Source organism: Pectobacterium carotovorum (assembly GCF_900129615.1).
GTDB classification, from domain to species: Bacteria; Pseudomonadota; Gammaproteobacteria; order Enterobacterales; family Enterobacteriaceae; genus Pectobacterium; species Pectobacterium carotovorum.
Genome location: NZ_FQWI01000006.1, coordinates 144,412 through 161,124 on the forward strand (window position 1 = coordinate 144,412; position 16,713 = coordinate 161,124).

Here is a 16,713-nt window from a genome sequence, read left to right on the forward strand (position 1 = left end):
GGATGCCTTCTTTAATACATTATTTACGACGAATAATTTATTGAAATAATACCTTGTGGTTCTTCTCTATTTTATTGCCGACCCTATTACTATTAATAATGAGACAACGATAATGAATCCCTCACTACCTACGAAAAAATCGACGCGTTTCACACGCCTTGCCGCCATGATTGGCCTGACGTTAACGGCATTTGGCGCGAATGCGGAAGGCACCATCAGCATCGCGCAGCAGTTTGGCATCGGTTACCTGATTCTGGATGTGGTGCGCGACCAAAACCTGATAGAAAAACACGGTAAACAGCAAGGGCTGGATATCAAGGTAGACTGGCGCACGCTTTCTGGCGCGACAGCGATCAACGAAGCACTGCTGTCCGGCGCGCTGGATGTGGCCTCCGCTGGTGTTCCGCCGATGCTGACCGTGTGGGACCGCACGCAGGGCCGCCAAAATGTGAAAGCGATTGCCTCACTCGGCTCCATGCCCAACTATTTGCTCAGCAATAACCCGGCGGTGAAATCCGTCCGTGACCTGAGCGATAAAGATCGTATCGCCGTGCCTGCTGCTGGCGTTGGCTTCCAGTCACGCACGCTGCAAATCGAAACCGCGAAGCTCTACGGCGCGGAGGATTTCAAACGCTTCGACAAGATTTCCGTCAGCCTGCCGCATCCCGATGCCAGCGCAGCCCTTATCGCTGGTGGTTCCGAGATCAACGCCCACTTCTCCAGCCCGCCTTTCCAATATCAGGCGTTAGAACATGCCAATGTGCACAAAATTTTGAGTTCTTATGACGTGCTGGGCGGTCAGGCAACGTTCAACGTGCTTTATACCACGCAGAAATTCCATGATGAGAACCCAAAAACCTACCGTGCTTTCTACGACGCACTGAAGGAAGCCTCGCAGATCGTCAAAGCAGATAAAGCTGCCGCGGCCGACACCTACATTCGGGTAGAGAAATCGAAACTGGATCCTGAACTGGTGAAACGCATCGTCGCCGATCCCGAGATCGACTTCACGATCACCCCTGAACGCACCTATGTTTATGCCGAAAAGCTGCACCAGCTTGGCGTACTGAAAAACAAAGCCGCCTCCTGGAAAGACTATTTCTTTGCAGAAATTCACGAACAGCCGGGCAGCTAAATGCTCAGAGTCGCGCTCATTCGACGAGAACTTCGTCGCTACGCAGGAGAACAAGCATGACACACCACACTCACGACACGATTGACCAGCCGCTGTTGCAGGTTGACGGCGTCGGACTGGAATACCGAACGCGGCGCAGCCTGGTACGCGCCACCCATGATGTGAGTTTTGACGTCTTTCCCGCCGAGCGCTTTGTGCTATTAGGGCCTTCCGGCTGTGGTAAATCCAGCTTACTCAAATCTATCGGGGGCTTTCTGTCGCCGGTAGACGGTGAAATCCGCCTCGACGGCCAGCGCGTCACAAAACCGGGGCCGGATCGCATCATGGTCTTTCAGGAATTTGACCAGTTGCCACCGTGGAAAACCGTGCTGGAAAATACGCTGTTTCCACTGGTTGCCAGCCGTCAGGCGACGCGAGCCGAAGCAGAAGAACGCGCCCGCTATTTTCTCGATAAGGTCGGGCTGGCGAAATTTGCCGATGCCTATCCGCATACGTTATCCGGCGGGATGAAGCAGCGCGTCGCCATCGCGCGGGCGCTGACCATGCAACCGAAAGTGCTGCTAATGGATGAACCGTTCGCCGCACTGGATGCGCTGACCCGCCGCAAAATGCAGGAAGAATTGCTGGCGCTGTGGGAAGAGGTGCGCTTCACGCTGTTGTTTGTCACCCACTCGATTGAGGAAGCACTGATCGTCGGCAGCCGGGTTTTGCTGCTCTCACCGCATCCGGGTCGCGTGCGGGCGGAAATCAACTGCCATCAGTTTGCGCTAAACGATCAGGGCAGCGAAGCCTTTCAGAGCACCGCGCAACGCATTCACCATCTTCTTTTTCCAACCGATGTTGACGCGCCTTCACCCGTCACATCCACGCAAGGTAAACCCTATGAGCATTCAGCCCCCCGTGCGGCCCGAGTATCAGCGTGAACTGACACCGCTGAAAGATTTTACCCTCACCCAGCCTCTGCCGCTGACGACGCGCCTGTGGAATCAAACCTGGCTGCGCAAGCTGGTGCTACTGGCTGGGCTGCTTATCCTGTGGGAGTTCGCCGCACGTTGGCAAAACAATGACCTGATGCTGCCGAGCTTCCTGCAAACCTTTCAGGCTTTTCGCGACGATCTCGCCAGCGGTGAACTACCGCAGAAGATGGTGGTTTCACTCGGCACGCTGTTGAAAGGCTATGTCATTGGCAGCCTGCTGGCACTCGCCCTCAGCGCGTTGGCGGTTTCCACCCGTTTCGGACGCGATCTCTTAGGCACATTAACTTCCATGTTCAACCCGCTGCCTGCGATTGCATTACTGCCGTTGGCGCTGCTGTGGTTTGGGCTGGGAGAGAAAAGTCTGGTATTCGTACTCGTCCATTCCGTGATGTGGCCGATGGCGCTGAACACCTACTCCGGCTTTCTCGGCGTTTCGGAAACGCTGCGTATGGCAGGCCGCAACTACGGCCTGACCGGCTTTCGCTACATTAGCGCGATCCTGATACCTGCCGCGCTGCCGTCGATTATTTCCGGCCTGAAAATCGGTTGGGCGTTTGCCTGGCGCACTCTGATTGCCGCTGAACTGGTGTTTGGCGCATCCAGCGGCAACGGCGGTTTGGGCTGGTACATCTTCCAGAACCGTAACGAGCTTTACACCGACCGCGTTTTTGCCGGGCTGGCTTCCGTCATCATCATCGGGCTGCTGGTTGAAGGGCTGGTGTTTTCCACCATCGAAAAGGTCACGGTAAAACGCTGGGGAATGCAGCGCTAGCTTGCGCGTTATACCCATTCTGGTTATGCGGAATCTGTCCATTCATAGCCAGAATTGTTCTTTTGCGGCGTTCTGCATCGCTGCTACAACTGATTTATCTTTTCCCACAGAGATGAGAGATCGCGAACATGATTGCAATACAAGCGCCACAAACCTATCTGAATCGTGATGGCGTCATTCGTTCTGTCGGCGAATATGCAGCGCCCTACGCCAGCACAGTATTGATTATTACCAGCCCACAGGCATGGAAAACGACGTCGGATGCCGTTGAACGCAGCCTCAGTGATTACGGCTTACGGTATCAGGTCGAATTCTTGCCGGGTGATTGCACCAAGCCAGCGATAGAAGCGCTGACCGCACAGGCACGAACATTCGGCGCAGAACTGATTTTAGGCATTGGCGGCGGGCGCGTGTTGGATGTCGCCAAAGCCGTCGGCGATATTTTGGGGCAAATTCCCGTCATCGCTGTCCCCACCATTGCCGCGACCTGCGCCGCCTGGTCACCGATCAGCGTGATATACAGTGACAGCGGTGCACACAACGGGGCATTTCCGCTAACGCGCCTACCCGTGTGGGTGCTGGTAGACAGCGAGATCATCGCCCATAGTCCTTCACGCTACCTCAAAGCCGGTATCGTGGATGCACTGGCGAAATGGTACGAATTTCAACCCTATCTGCGTCACGGCGATAGCGGATTGGCATTGGCGCTAAAAGCGCAGGCCGCACGGCTGGCCGTAGAGACATTTAATACGTATGGCGAACAGGCCATCGCGGATAATGAGCAAGGTCTGGTCACGCCAGCCCTGCGCAGCGTGATCGACGCCGTTATCGCACTAGCGGGTCTGGCAAACAGCATGAAAGATGAGGTGCCACGCATTGGCGTCGCCCATGCGATTCACAACAGCATGACGCGCCTGCCAGAGCTGCATGACTGGCTGCACGGCGAGAAAGTGGGCTTTGGGCTGGCTGCACAGGCGTTTCTGGAACACGATAACGACGCCGACCGCGAAGAGCTGTTCGCTCAACTGCGCCGCTACGGTAGCCCGATCACGCTAAGAGCCCTCGGCCTGAACGAACGTCCACAGCTGGTTGAAAGCATCGCGCAGAACGTGAAAATCGCGCCGAAAATTGCCGCCCGCCTGCCTTTTGCAACGGATGCCGAACGTATTGAACAGGCTCTATGGCGCACACAAACCTTAGAAACCCGCGTGATAGACAGCCACGCAGCATGACGGTCGATCAATAAAATAAACGGGCGCTTCGATCACTCGACGCGCCCGTTCATAAGCTATTTAAACTATACCGGGATTATCCCTGTTGGGCTGGTTCCGTGCTTATCCCTTTAAGCTCACGTTCATAGGCCAGTGCTTTCTCTTCATCGAACTGGTTTTCCCACTTGGCAATGACCAGCACCGCTAGCGCATTTCCTACCACGTTCAACGCGGTGCGCGCCATGTCGAGGATACGGTCGACACCCGCAATGAACGCAAGACCTTCCAGCGGAATTCCGACGCTGCCCAGCGTCGCCAGCAGCACAACAAATGACACACCCGGTACGCCAGCAATGCCTTTGGAGGTCAGCATCAGCGTTAACACCAGCACGATTTCCTGCCCAATCGACAGTTCGATGCCGTAGAGCTGTGCGATGAAGATCGCCGCAATACTTTGGTACAGCGTAGAGCCATCGAGGTTAAAGGAGTAACCGGTCGGCACCACGAAGCTGGTGATCGACTTCGGTGCGCCATAGGCTTCCATTTTTTCAATGATGCGCGGCAGCACCGTTTCGGAACTGGCGGTGGAGTACGCGAGGATTAGTTCATCTTTCAGGATACGGATCAGGATGGTGATACGCAGCTTACACAGACGTGCGACGATTCCGAGCACCACCAGCCCGAAGAAGAAAATCGCGGCATAAACCAGCATAACCAGCTTGGCTAACGGCCACAGCGACGCAAAACCGAAGTTGGCAACCGTGACAGAAATCAGTGCAAACACCCCAACTGGCGCGTAACGCATGATCATGTGCGTCACCTTGAACATGGTTTCCGACACGCCGCGGAAGACGTTCAGCAGCGGTTCGCGGTGATCTTTCGGCAACGAAGATAGCCCCAGACCAAACAGCACCGAGAAGAAGATGATCGGCAGCATTTCGCCGTGTGCCATTGCCGCAAAGATATTCGGCGGGATCAGCGACAGCACCGTCCCCACCAGACTGTGCGAACCGCTCTGCACCTGCTCGGTGGTCTTTTGATACTGCGAGATATCCACGGCGGTCAGCGTCGACATATCGATGCCGTGACCCGGCTGGAAGACATTAGCCAGCGTGATGCCAAGGATAATCGCTACTGTCGTGATAATTTCAAAATAGAGGATGGTTTTGAAGCCGATGCGTCCGAGCTTTTTAGCATCCCCTACGCCCGCAATCCCGACAATCAGCGTGGCGATCACGATCGGGACAACAATCATTTTGATCAAGCGGATAAAGATGTCGCCCGCAGGGCTGAGAATATTGCTGATGAGCCACTGGCGGCTTTCTTGCTGTTCATGCAGCACGGCACCGAGTGCAATACCCAGAACCAATGCGATAAGGATTTGCCAGGCAAGGCTGATTTTTTGTGTTTTCATCGTCATTTTCCGTTTTAAACTCCCCGCCATCATAAACATGGCGCTAGCGCGACTCCGGCGCAATGCGAACCGAAAAAATCAACGTGGAGGTGACTGACTAGTGAGAAGGATGTCTGATGGATTGCTACCGTTATTTTTCTATCGTGATACCCAAATCGTTAACATAATTATTCAATAAAAATGCACAAGCATTTGTATCACTTAACAAAAATACAGACATAAGTTATTGTTATGAATGGGATGCTACTATTGCAGCACGATCAGATCAAGCAGATTATCGGCACGATAAACCATATTTATGCTGAATCAAGTACAGTAAACAACGGGCATCGCGGCACAAGAAATCGCGACGAAATCGAAAGGAAAAGACCTGCCCAGAGGGAAAGCATCAGCCTGTAGTTTTACAGCTACGGGATTTTTCATCATATCCTCCAACCGCTAAATTTTACTTATATAAGGATATATTGTCACATTTTCTCAAAAAACAATATCTTCACACCGTAATTAGTAGAATGAAAATCACTAGTCAAGCAAAAATATTGAAACATCGCCAATTATTCGGGTAAACTACCTGTATAAAGGGAGAGGAATAGCCTAATAAAAGGGATGTAATATGCAATTATCAGAATATTTAAAATACAAAATGGAATCTGACAGAGTTCTTGCCACTCATCTGGACAGTATGGCAGATAAAATTAAAGATAATACAATAAAAATTGGTGATGATTTATACAGTGGTATAGAAAGAGCAACATGGTATTCATCCTGTTTTATAGAAAAATATAATTCTGACTGCCAGCAACTAAAGTCTGAAAATGAAAGGATGTATTTAGCCATTAAACAGATATACAAGAGAAAAGATGTAATAATAGATATGCTAATAGAGTATCTTAAAATACTTCTAAAAGATACTGAAGAAAGAGAGCAAGAATTAATAGCTAAAGCCATATTAGGCGTATCAGTTGCATCAGAGTTCGCAACAAGTCGGGCAGTAAAAATGTCAGTCGCTTATCTGCTTGCAAAGCATATTGCAACTTCGTTGAATTTTTCACTATCCATTCGCAGAACGATTAATAAATACTCACTGATAGGGATGAGTGCTCTCACATTTCATGGGAAAGTTCAGAAGGCGGCAATGTCTGCACGACACCTGCATGACGTATGTCCGGAGCTATACTGGTCTCTCTATGCTATGCAGGTTGAGATGTTATACTTCGTATTTGAAGAGCGCCTGTCTCCCTACGTGCCCAAAAATCCCTATGACAAAATCGATATCACAGAATCAATAAACGGAATTCTAAAAAAATGAGCTTAAAAAAAATAATTTCTTATGCCGTTAAAGAGTTTATTAACACCTATACCACAATGGCATTAATGATTGTTTTGGGGGTTTTATTCTACGAATTCATCCCTGACCATTGGGGTAAGTTGATTATTCTTTCGATTGTTATTATCGTTTATGTAGACATAAAATTCTTTTCAAAAAAATCAGGCCGAAAATAATTCGGCCTTTCATATAATTTTAGTAGGCTACATTCTGCCAAAGCATATAAGCGCTTGTTCTTGCAATAACATGTTCCCATTCAATAGAAGCAAACTTAAATGATACGCTTTCCTGTGGCTGAACTTCATTATGTGTCAGTGAATTAGGGTAGAAAAAACGAATATTGCTGATAAGTGCATCCCGAAGCTTCATCTTAAAATAAAGTTCATTTCCACCAGACTGCGCCGTTCGGTAGAACGAAAAAATGCACTCCAGCTTTTCCTTATCATTGATTGCCTGAGCGAACAATGGCGTGGCTTTATCAATTGGCTTTCGGATTTCTACAGGAAGCATTGAAATATTCTCTTCCCGACTAATGTTGTTCACCAACTCATAAACAAAAATTTCATTCTCATGTGCCGATTGATACTTGTTGCCAATAGAGTCCAGAGATGAACATCCTGCTGATATCAGTCCCTGTTTTTCCCCAGTAACGCTAAGATAAATAAGATTGGACATTATGTCTCCATACAAAGAAATTCCATTCTACGGTTCAGAGCCGTAGTTCCTATCGCATGGATATAATACTCTCTCAGGTAAGGTTTTAAAACACGCCCTCCTGGCAGGATAGTTGTCACTACTTAACATTTAACCAGTTGGGGCGTTAAGGCTTGATTGTGCCGCGCTATAGTGAAGAACGTAAACAAGCGATCTTGAGTAAATTGCTGCCTCCTTTAAACATGACTATTGCTGAAGTGGCAAGAAGTGAAAGGATTGGCCTGCAAACGTTGCATAATTGGCGCGATAAAGCCAAACAAGAAGGTCGTCCTATGCCCGGAAATAAATCCCCCCAGTGCATTGGTCGGCAGAAGCAAAGCTTGCCACCGTGATTGAAACGGCGAGTTTAAATGAAGCTGAATTCAGCGAATACTGTCGTGAAAAAGGCTTGTATGTCGAACAAATAAAGACCTGCCCAGTCAGAAAAAATGCTGGCTGGGCATCGGGTTAGGAAATCGCGCTATCAGTCAGATTTGGTAATCAATCACCGCTTCATCGTTATCCGAGAACACCTTATCTTTAATGTCATCCAGCGACAGTTCAGTATTACACAGCTGAATAAATTTCCAGGCATAGTTACGCTGTAACTGACCCTTTTTCAGCCCCAGCCAGACCGTGTTAGCTTCAAACAAATGCTCAGCATTCAACCGTACCAGCCCTTTGTCACGCACCGGATCGAATGACATATCGGCCACAATCCCGACGCCAAGCCCCAGCTCAACATAGGTTTTAATCACATCCGAATCCTGTGCGCTGAGCGTAATATCAGGCGACATACCTACCGCCTGAAACGCACGATCCAAACGTGAACGACCGGTAATCCCCTGACGATAGGTAATCAGCGGCTCCGCATTCAGCATCTCCAGCGTAATAACGGGTTCCTGCGTCAGCGGATGGTGTTCCGGCACAATCACCGAATGGTGCCAGCGATAGTAGGAAAACGCCGCCAGCGAGGGATCGTTAATCAACTGCTCACTGGCAATACCAATATCGGCTTCACCAGAATGGAGCATCGCTACAATTTCATCCGGCGTGCCCTGATTCAGCACCAGACGCACCTGTGGATACAGCGAGCGGAAGGCTTTAATCACCGGCGGCAGGCTGTAACGTGCCTGTGTATGCGTCGTCGCGATCACCAACTGGCCGGTATCATTATTGGTGAAGACATTCGCCAGCCGCCGGATATTACTGGCGTCATTCAGGATGCGCTCAGCCACCACCAGCAGTTCTTTTCCCGGCTCGGTCATACCTAACAGGCGTTTGCCGCGGCGGATGAAGATTTCAATCCCCAGCTCTTCTTCCAGCTCGCGGATGTGACGACTCACGCCGGATTGAGAGGTAAACAGCGTATTCGCCACCTCGGTCAGGTTGTAATTGCACCGTGCTGATTCACGAATAATCTTCAGTTGCTGAAAGTTCACCTTTCACTCCCTTGTTCTTTATTACAGATAGCAATATTGATGCAAGTAATGAGAGTCAGAACAAATAAGCAAATGGAGTTGATTATATTTTTTTATACTAACGGTATGTCTGCCGCGCTACCTTACCTAACAAGGAATAGACATAAACATTAAAATCAAACAGTTATATGGAATCATTTTTGTCACATGCGCACCGTCAATCAACCATTTCGCTATGATTTATTCCTTTCTGGTCTATTTATCTCCGCGCTTTTATTCCCTTTTTCGCGTATTTCTTCTCAAGCTAAATAGGACACACGACTTCAAGCTGATGTGCTATACCCCAAATAATTCGAGTTTCAGGAAGGCGGCAAGAGAGGGAATCCCGATGAGCTTACACAAGTAAGTGATTCGGGTGAGTGAACGTAGCCAACGCACATGCAACTTGAAGTATTACGGGTATATCGCTGCTATGATGGCGGTCTGAATCAAAGACGAGGTGGCAGCATGCAGGGCGTACCGGAACACTTTACCGATGAGAGAGACTATGCCCAATTCCGGCACTTGCCAGCGCTGCCCGGCATCGAGCTTTATCACGCGCACATCTGCCGTTATGCCTTTGAGCCACACACGCATGAGGCGTTTGGCATCGGCACTATTGACGACGGTGCGGAGCGGTTCCGCTATCGTGGAGCCAAGCACATTGCGCCTGTCGATTCGTTAGTGTTGATGAACCCTGATGAGCTGCACACGGGGGAATCCGCGACGGAAGATGGCTGGCGCTATCGCATGATCTATATCCCGCCCGATGTGCTGGAGAACATCTCCGGCGAGAAAGGTTGGTGGTTTACCGACGTCGTGCGCCACGATCCCGCGACTGCACGCCAACTGGCGATGACGCTGGCCGCCATGTGGCAGACGACCGATCCCTTGGCGAGTGAAAGCCTGCTGCTGTCGCTGATTGCGCTTTTCCGGCCTCACGCTCACATTGCCCAGCGTCAGATTATTGAACCGTTCCATCGCTTTGATGTGGTGAAGGATTACTTACGGGAAAACTTCGCCCACACGATTACCTTAAAAGAGCTGGCGGCGCTGGTTTCTCTCAGCCCGTACCACTTCCTGCGCCAGTTCAAAGCCCAGTTTCATGTCACGCCACACCAGATGCTGATGGCAATTCGATTGTATGAGGCCAAGCAGATGCTGACGCACGGTATGGCGGCTGCCCATGTTGCCGTCGCCGTCGGGTTAACCGATCAGGCGCATCTGACTCGCACCTTTGCCCAGCGCTATGGCGTCACGCCCATTCGCTACCAAAAGCAGGTGTATCCAGTTCGCCGCTAACGCTTTCAGCACGCATGCTTTCACCGCTTCCCCACAGATGATATACCTTAAATAATTCGAGTTGCGTGAAGGCGGCAACCGAGCGAATCCCCAGGAGCTTACACAAGTAAGTGACTGGGGTGAGTAAGGGCAGCCAACGCACAAGCAGCTTGAAGTATGACGGGAATAAACAGCAATATCCTACAATAATTTGCCGCCGACTCTCCCTAGACTGGCGCGATGCACTATTGTGAAAAAACGGGTTTATTATGCTGATTGGTGTTTTATTTGCGCTTGCCGCCGGGCTGATGTGGGGGCTGATTTTCGTTGGGCCGCTGCTCGTACCGGACTACTCTGCCGCCTTGCAGTCCACCGGACGCTATCTGGCTTTTGGATTGATTGCCTTACCGCTGGCATGGCTCGATCGCCGTCGTCTGCGCCAGTTAACCCGCAGCGACTGGCTGGAGGCCACGAAGCTCACGATTATCGGTAATCTTCTGTACTACTTTCTGCTCGCCAGCGCGATTCAGCGCACGGGCGCACCGATCTCGACGATGATTATCGGCACCCTGCCCGTGGTGATTTCTGTCACCGCGAATGTGTTGTATAGCAAGCACGATGGCCGCGTCGCCTGGCGTCGGCTACTGCCGTCGCTGCTGCTGATTGCGGCGGGGTTGGTCTGCGTCAATATTGCAGAGCTAAAGGGAAGCACGGCCACATTCGATTTATGGCGTTATGCCAGCGGCATTGCGATGGCTTTCCTCGCCGTGGTTTGCTGGACCTGGTATCCACTACGCAACGCCCGCTGGCTGCGCGACCACAAAGGCAATACGCCGACCACCTGGGCCACGGCGCAAGGGCTGGTCACGCTACCGCTGGCGCTGTTGGGTTATCTGCTGGTGTGCGGCCATCTGGCGCTAACGGACAGCACCTTTACGCAGCCGTTCGGCCCGCGGCCTGAGGTTTTCATCCCGTTGATGCTGGCGATTGGGCTGTTTTGTTCGTGGATCGGTACGCTGTTCTGGAATGAAGCCAGCCAGCGTCTGCCGACGGTGCTGGTGGGGCCGTTAATTGTGTTTGAAACGCTGGCGGGGCTGGCCTATGCCTTCATCATCCGGCAATCCTGGCCGCCGCTGTTGACGCTCTGTGGCATCACCTGCCTGATTGTCGGGGTGATCTACGCCATGCGGGTGAAACCGGAACCAGTGATTGTGGAAGTCCCGATGCCAGTTTCACGAACAGAGTAAACGCACGCCTGACATGCTGTGGAAATAAGCCGGTCTTTATGTCCGGCTTGCCAGCTTCTGAAACAGTTCGGTCAGTTGCGCTTCATCCCTTGCACCCTGATGCTGATCGGTCACCTTGCCGTTCGCATCAATAATAAATGAAGTTGGCGTGCCGCTGACCTGATAGCGCTCTTTGGTAATGCCCAACTGATCGCGCACCACCGGATAGGTCACCTTGTGGTGCGCCAGCATCGACGTGATATCCACGCTGTCAGGGTCGGTGTTAACCGCAATCACCACCACTTTATCGCCATATTCCTTGCTCAACTTCTCCAGTGCGCCCATTTCGATCATGCAGCCGCCACAGCCTGACGACCAGAAATTCAGGTACACGCTTTTCCCCTGCCAGCGTGACAGATCCACCTGCTGCCCTGACAGATCGTAGGCCGCCAGCGCCGGTGCCTGCGCCCCGACGCTAACCTGTTCTTCCTTACAGCCGCTCAGCGCCGCTGCGCCCAGCAGACACAGCGCGGTAATCGCGTTACGCCATTTCATGATGATTCACCTCTTCACCAAAATACTTGCCGTGTTGCAGGCGGATAATGCGGTCAGCAAACCGACCTAATTCAGGATTGTGCGTCACCATCACAATGGTGCGCCCCTGCTGATGCAGATCTTTCAACAGATCCAGCACCCGCCGCTCGTTCTCCTCATCCAGATTTCCCGTCGGTTCATCGGCGAAAATCACAGGAGGTTCATTCACCAACGCTCGGGCAATACACACGCGCTGTTGCTCACCGCCGGAAAGCTGGCTCGGTAAGTGATCGACGCGATGCGCCAGCCCAACCTGTTCCAGCACGCGCTGCGCCGCCGCTTCATCCACCACGCTATGGTAGTGCTGCGCCAACATTACGTTTTCCAGCGCGGTCAAAAATGGAATCAGGTGGAACTGCTGGAATACCAGCCCAATCTTATCGGCCCGGAACTGGCGCCGCCCTTCTTCATCCAGCCCAGCGGCATCGACGCCGTCCAGCAATACCTGCCCTTCACTCACCGTATCCAGACAGGTGAGAATATTCATCAGCGTGGTTTTGCCCGAACCCGACGCGCCCATGATGGCGACAAACTCGCCGCGCGCGATGCGGATGTTGATGTTCTCCAACGCGGTCACCTGACCAAAGCGTTTATAGAGCTGGCGAGTTTCAATCACCGCCTCCGCTGCCTGCGCCCTTTCCTGCGCGTTCACCTCTACAGACATCGACCTACTCTCCTTTTAAGACTTTGGCTGGTTCGACGTAGATCGCCCGCCGAGTGGGAACCACTGCCGCGACGGCAGCAACCAATAACGATAGCACCAGCGTGAGCGGGAACACCGGTAACCGCAGCGAGATCGTCGCGTTGAATACGGCCATTCCCAGCACCTGTGCCAGCAAATAACCCAAAAGCGAACCGCACACCACGGCCGCCAGTGCGATGATGCCGGTTTCCGCCAGCATCTGCCGGATGATGTCTCGTCCGCTCGCGCCCAGCGCCTTCTGTAGCGCAAATTCGCGGGCACGTTCACCGACAATCGCCATCAGCGTGGTGTTTACACACAGGGAAGACAGCACGAGGATCACCGCCGATACCAGCCCCATCAGCCCTTTGATTTTATTCAGTACCTGACCTTCCGACGCCGACACCTTCAGGATCGGGCGGATCTCCAACTGCGGATACTGCTGCTGGAGCTGTGCGGCAAAGCGATCGACCTGCCCCAGATCGTTACTGACGCTCAGCAGGGCATTACTGATCGCACCCTCTTTATCCAGCCACTTTTGCGCCAGTTCCAGATTCACGATCAGCATGTTGTCTGTCGCATCACCAGATTCCACGATGCCTTTGATCTGCAACCGCTGCTTGCCGCCGTCGCCCACCAGCGTGATACTGTCGCCGACTTTGACGTTCAGCCGCTCCGCCAGCTTCACCCCGATCATGGCGTTACGGTCATCGAAGCTGACGCCAATCCAGTTACCCGTGACCTGCCAGTACGGTGCCAGTTGCCGCAGCGATTCGAACCACACGCCCATCAGCACCACTTTCTCCAACTCCGTACGCGCCATACCGTACAGATAAGGGCTGGACGCATTGATCAACCCAGCGGGTGCGTTGTCGATAATCGGCTGAAACGTGCTTTGTGGAATCGTATTGCCTCGCGCTGGCCCAATATAAAAATTCGCGCCGAAGGTGCGTAGTTCCTGGCTCATCTTGGCGTTGATATCGAAATAGACGGCGGACATCGCCGTCACAATCGCTGCCCCGACCATCAGCGCGGCGAACACGACGCTGACGCGCTGCATACGCAGTCGCAGTGCGCGAAACACCAGCCGCCAGAACATGCTGTTCATCCAGCCATTAGCGCCCATACAGCACCTCCACTGGATACAGTTTGGCGATCCGGCGCGCCGGGAACCACGTTCCGATGATGGCAATCAGCATCGAGATCACCAACACACAGGGAATAACGATCCAAGCGAAACTCAACGGTACGCCGAACAGCATCAGGCCAATGGCTTTCGCCAGCCCCCAGCCTGCAACACAGCCCGCGATACCACCGGCCAGACCGCTCAGCGCGGCTTCGAGATAAAACAGCAGCATGATCTGCCACTGGCGCGCGCCTAGCGCTTTCATCAGTCCGATCTCTTTAGCCCGTTCCATAATGGTGCTCGTCATCAGCGAGGCAATCCCCATCGCTGCCGCCACCAGCGCGGCGAAGGTCACCACTGCCAGAAGCAGTTGGATCTTGTCAATCACCACGCCTTCCGAGGCGGCGACCTGCCAGATAGGACGTACCACCGAGCCAGAAATCGCTTCTTCCAGCTGGTGCGCAATCGAAGAGACATACGCGGTGCAGTACCAGAGGTCATACTCTTCGGCATTCAGCGCTTCCAGATTTTCCCGCGCCCGCCGCGACAGTTCATTTTCCGGCACGGTCAGCGCCGACACGCGAATCGCCTGAATTTTACCAGACAGTCCCAGCAGCGATTGCACCGTTGCCAGCGGCATCACCAGACGGCTTTCTTCATCACCGCCGCTGCTCAGAATGCCGCTAACCTCTACCGTTGCGTCCCCTTTTGCGCCGTGTAACGCGAGTTTATCCCCGACTTTCCAGCCCGTTTGCGCCGCCAGCTGTTTTCCTACCAGCGTCTGCGCCACATTTTCCGTCGTCACCGGTTCCTGCGGCCACTGCCCGGCCACCTGCCAGTAAGGGCTAACGGTCATTTGTCCCGAGCGATAGTCTTCTTCATCCGGCACCGCAACAGGCTGAGAAAAGAAGGTGCCCAGCACGGCAACCGGCTGACCCTTGATCTCGACATCACCGCTCAGCAGCGGCGCAAAGCCGACAATGTTATTGCGCCAGAAGATATCTTTGATGTTCGGCAGCTCAGCCTCATCAAGGAAATCCTGCCCCTCCAGCGGATTACTGCGTTCGCCAAACAGCGCGGGTAGCGCCGCTTGCCCTGCTGGCTCAATCAAAATATTCGCACCGTAGGACTTCAGCTCACGCGCCATTTTGTCGCCGATGTCGATAGACACCGCCAACAGCGCAGAGATCAACCCCGCCGCCAAAAACACGGTCAGCACCGCCAGCGATTTACGCCGAATATTTCTGCGCCAGGACTGACGTAACAGTCGCCACAGCATGATTATTCCTCCTCAGCCTGCTCGCCAGCCGCCGCTTTGGCAGTGGCAAATTTCGCGGGACTTTCGCGGAAGCGGTTGTAGTTGGCCTCCGACGAGAAGAAGTACGTTTTACCGCCGTAGCGATATTTATGTTCCGCATTCACGTTGGTCAGTTTGGAGCCATCAACCGGATCGATAACGTCCATCGACACCACCGTCGAGAAGTAATTCGTGCCTGCCGCCAGTGACGCTCGTCCAATCACCAGCTCATTATCGTCGTTGCTCCAGCCTTCAATCGGCACCGGATTACAGCCGCCCGCCTTCCCGATAGAAGGAATGAAAATATGCACGCCGCAGGCGACACAAATCACCTGATTGCCTTCCATCACATAGCCTTGATCGCCGCACAGCAGGCAGGCGTCAAACACTACGCCAAGACGCAGGCGATCGGGATAGCGGTTAATGATGAAAAAGCGCACGGCCTTGCCGTCATCGGCAATCCACACGAAGCGATGCAGCTTGCCATCGCGCACTTGCTCAATCGGAATATGTACTTTGCCATCGGCCGCCAGTGTCACGGGCTGTGCTTCCGACAGACGAGGCGGCTGCGACGCGACCTTGTCCCAATAAAGCTGGGCCAGCACCACCACCAACAGCGCGGTGACCGTCGACAGCAGCGTGCGGCGCAGCGTGCGATAGCCTGCTGTCGCTTTACGCTTTTCAATCGCCTCATGCGTGACCAGCATCTGGCGACGCGCATGCCGCAGCGGCCAAACCAGCCCGGCAGCCAACGCCGCCATGAACAATGCGCTGAGGTAATTTAATAAATATGCGCTGTTGGTGACGTGTGCCACATAGCTCAGGCGCGGCTTGGTGAGCCCCAGCGCCTGTAATTTCATCAACAGCAGCAGCAGATTACCGCTTATCGGCAACAGCAGAAGTGCAACCAACAGCGCCAGAAGCGGCCAGCGCAGTAAACGAATACGGCGCACAATCATGCCGCACAGCGCGGCACAGAACACCAGCCAGCCAAACGCCAGCAGCACGGCGCTGAAATTCAGCAGCAGATCGGTATTCACCACATGGGTGGTTGTCAGCGCGGTCAGATTGGGATCATTGCCCCAATGCACCGCCGCTCCCGCCACCAACAGCGCCTGCCACAGATAGCCAAGACGCGGGTGGGAAAAACACTGACAGACCAGAAACAGGATCAAGGCAAGCGCTTGGAGCGCCGTAAACCCCAGCAGAAACGCTTGCCCGTTAGGAAAATGTACGCCAATAAACATCCCGGCAAACAGCGCCAGCAGCGTGATCCAACCCAGCGATTTGACTGTCGGCGTGGAACGATGGCTCCAGTTCAGCCCCAGCAATAGCGCTATCGGCAGGAAGGATTGGAGGGTCGTGATAAAAAAATTCATATATACCCGTCACCTTTCAAGTTGCAGGTGCGTCGGTTGAGTGCGATACCGGGTGGCATCAGCACGCTGGCCGGAAAATCACCGCCTCTACGGGCAACGAAAGTGTACCCGCAGAGGCGTGAACATGGCCGCGACAGAA

At 53.1% G+C, this 16,713-nt stretch carries 15 protein-coding genes and 1 pseudogene; 8 read left to right on the plus strand and 8 right to left on the minus strand.

Annotated elements, in window-relative coordinates; all coding sequences use genetic code 11:
- The first annotated feature begins 112 nt into the window (after positions 1-112).
- From BUB06_RS13715 to BUB06_RS13730, 4 genes are all read left to right on the plus strand, one after another.
- Positions 113-1,135, plus strand: coding sequence for an ABC transporter substrate-binding protein (locus tag BUB06_RS13715; protein WP_039473612.1), 1,023 nt, complete (start codon positions 113-115; stop codon positions 1,133-1,135).
- Positions 1,136-1,191: 56 nt separating this feature from the next.
- Positions 1,192-2,058, plus strand: a complete 867-nt coding sequence (locus tag BUB06_RS13720; RefSeq protein WP_039473615.1) for an ABC transporter ATP-binding protein — start codon at positions 1,192-1,194, stop codon at positions 2,056-2,058.
- Positions 2,018-2,884 (plus strand): ABC transporter permease, encoded by an 867-nt coding sequence (locus BUB06_RS13725; protein ID WP_010298413.1) that lies wholly within the window; start codon positions 2,018-2,020, stop codon positions 2,882-2,884. The genes BUB06_RS13720 and BUB06_RS13725 overlap by 41 nt, the downstream gene beginning before the upstream one ends.
- Positions 2,885-3,012: 128 nt before the next feature.
- Positions 3,013-4,116, plus strand: a complete 1,104-nt coding sequence (locus tag BUB06_RS13730; RefSeq protein WP_039473617.1) for an iron-containing alcohol dehydrogenase family protein — start codon at positions 3,013-3,015, stop codon at positions 4,114-4,116.
- Between the two features lie 76 nt (positions 4,117-4,192).
- Here BUB06_RS13730 and gltP read toward each other — a convergent pair whose 3' ends face one another.
- Positions 4,193-5,509, minus strand: a complete 1,317-nt coding sequence (gltP, locus tag BUB06_RS13735) for a glutamate/aspartate:proton symporter GltP (protein WP_039473619.1) — start codon at positions 5,507-5,509, stop codon at positions 4,193-4,195.
- A gap of 613 nt (positions 5,510-6,122) precedes the next feature.
- Here gltP and BUB06_RS13740 point away from each other — a divergent pair.
- Positions 6,123-6,818, plus strand: a complete 696-nt coding sequence (locus BUB06_RS13740) for a hypothetical protein (protein ID WP_039473621.1) — start codon at positions 6,123-6,125, stop codon at positions 6,816-6,818.
- A gap of 213 nt (positions 6,819-7,031) precedes the next feature.
- On the opposite strand, the gene BUB06_RS13750 is transcribed toward BUB06_RS13740, so the two are convergent.
- Complete coding sequence (locus BUB06_RS13750; protein WP_039326242.1) at positions 7,032-7,511, minus strand: Hcp family type VI secretion system effector; 480 nt, start codon at positions 7,509-7,511, stop codon at positions 7,032-7,034.
- Between the two features lie 158 nt (positions 7,512-7,669).
- Here BUB06_RS13750 and BUB06_RS22265 point away from each other — a divergent pair.
- A pseudogene (locus BUB06_RS22265) lies at positions 7,670-7,959 on the plus strand (transposase); the annotation flags it as partial.
- A gap of 58 nt (positions 7,960-8,017) precedes the next feature.
- Here BUB06_RS22265 and cbl read toward each other — a convergent pair.
- Positions 8,018-8,971: an HTH-type transcriptional regulator Cbl gene (gene cbl, locus BUB06_RS13760; RefSeq protein WP_010285215.1), complete on the minus strand. Its 954-nt coding sequence runs from the start codon at positions 8,969-8,971 to the stop codon at positions 8,018-8,020.
- A 486-nt stretch (positions 8,972-9,457) separates the two neighbouring features.
- On the opposite strand from cbl, the gene BUB06_RS13770 reads away from it, so the two are divergent.
- Together BUB06_RS13770 and BUB06_RS13780 are read left to right on the plus strand one after the other, a co-directional pair.
- Positions 9,458-10,291, plus strand: a complete 834-nt coding sequence (locus BUB06_RS13770; protein WP_039473627.1) for an AraC family transcriptional regulator — start codon at positions 9,458-9,460, stop codon at positions 10,289-10,291.
- Between the two features lie 248 nt (positions 10,292-10,539).
- On the plus strand, positions 10,540-11,517 hold the full coding sequence (locus BUB06_RS13780; RefSeq protein WP_039473630.1) for a DMT family transporter: 978 nt from the start codon (positions 10,540-10,542) through the stop codon (positions 11,515-11,517).
- Positions 11,518-11,553: 36 nt separating this feature from the next.
- Here BUB06_RS13780 and BUB06_RS13785 read toward each other — a convergent pair whose 3' ends face one another.
- The 5 genes from BUB06_RS13785 to BUB06_RS13805 are packed head-to-tail and all read right to left on the minus strand — an operon-like array spanning position 11,554 to position 16,574.
- On the minus strand, positions 11,554-12,051 hold the full coding sequence (locus BUB06_RS13785; protein WP_039473633.1) for a TlpA family protein disulfide reductase: 498 nt from the start codon (positions 12,049-12,051) through the stop codon (positions 11,554-11,556).
- The gene (locus BUB06_RS13790; RefSeq protein ID WP_039473636.1) at positions 12,038-12,754 is read right to left on the minus strand and encodes an ABC transporter ATP-binding protein; all 717 of its coding nucleotides are present in this window, start codon (positions 12,752-12,754) and stop codon (positions 12,038-12,040) included. The genes BUB06_RS13785 and BUB06_RS13790 overlap by 14 nt, the downstream gene beginning before the upstream one ends.
- A gap of 4 nt (positions 12,755-12,758) precedes the next feature.
- Positions 12,759-13,898, minus strand: coding sequence for an ABC transporter permease (locus BUB06_RS13795; protein WP_039473638.1), 1,140 nt, complete (start codon positions 13,896-13,898; stop codon positions 12,759-12,761).
- On the minus strand, positions 13,888-15,177 hold the full coding sequence (locus BUB06_RS13800) for an ABC transporter permease (protein ID WP_039473640.1): 1,290 nt from the start codon (positions 15,175-15,177) through the stop codon (positions 13,888-13,890). Before BUB06_RS13800 ends, BUB06_RS13795 begins: the two co-directional genes overlap by 11 nt.
- 2 nt (positions 15,178-15,179) lie before the next feature.
- Positions 15,180-16,574 carry a Fe-S-containing protein gene (locus tag BUB06_RS13805; protein WP_039473643.1) on the minus strand — a complete coding sequence of 465 codons (1,395 nt, stop codon included), beginning with the start codon at positions 16,572-16,574 and terminating at the stop codon, positions 15,180-15,182.
- Positions 16,575-16,713 lie beyond the last annotated feature (139 nt).

Coding starts and splice junctions, on each gene's coding strand:
- BUB06_RS13720 (WP_039473615.1), top strand. CDS start 1,192: ATGACACACCACACTCACGACACGATTGACCAGCCGCTGTTGCAGGTT.
- BUB06_RS13785 (WP_039473633.1), bottom strand. CDS start 12,051: ATGAAATGGCGTAACGCGATTACCGCGCTGTGTCTGCTGGGCGCAGCG.
- BUB06_RS13780 (WP_039473630.1), top strand. CDS start 10,540: ATGCTGATTGGTGTTTTATTTGCGCTTGCCGCCGGGCTGATGTGGGGG.
- BUB06_RS13730 (WP_039473617.1), top strand. CDS start 3,013: ATGATTGCAATACAAGCGCCACAAACCTATCTGAATCGTGATGGCGTC.
- BUB06_RS13750 (WP_039326242.1), bottom strand. CDS start 7,511: ATGTCCAATCTTATTTATCTTAGCGTTACTGGGGAAAAACAGGGACTG.
- BUB06_RS13800 (WP_039473640.1), bottom strand. CDS start 15,177: ATGCTGTGGCGACTGTTACGTCAGTCCTGGCGCAGAAATATTCGGCGT.
- BUB06_RS13790 (WP_039473636.1), bottom strand. CDS start 12,754: ATGTCTGTAGAGGTGAACGCGCAGGAAAGGGCGCAGGCAGCGGAGGCG.
- BUB06_RS13795 (WP_039473638.1), bottom strand. CDS start 13,898: ATGGGCGCTAATGGCTGGATGAACAGCATGTTCTGGCGGCTGGTGTTT.
- BUB06_RS13715 (WP_039473612.1), top strand. CDS start 113: ATGAATCCCTCACTACCTACGAAAAAATCGACGCGTTTCACACGCCTT.
- BUB06_RS13740 (WP_039473621.1), top strand. CDS start 6,123: ATGCAATTATCAGAATATTTAAAATACAAAATGGAATCTGACAGAGTT.
- BUB06_RS13805 (WP_039473643.1), bottom strand. CDS start 16,574: ATGAATTTTTTTATCACGACCCTCCAATCCTTCCTGCCGATAGCGCTA.
- BUB06_RS13770 (WP_039473627.1), top strand. CDS start 9,458: ATGCAGGGCGTACCGGAACACTTTACCGATGAGAGAGACTATGCCCAA.
- BUB06_RS13725 (WP_010298413.1), top strand. CDS start 2,018: ATGAGCATTCAGCCCCCCGTGCGGCCCGAGTATCAGCGTGAACTGACA.
- gltP (WP_039473619.1), bottom strand. CDS start 5,509: ATGAAAACACAAAAAATCAGCCTTGCCTGGCAAATCCTTATCGCATTG.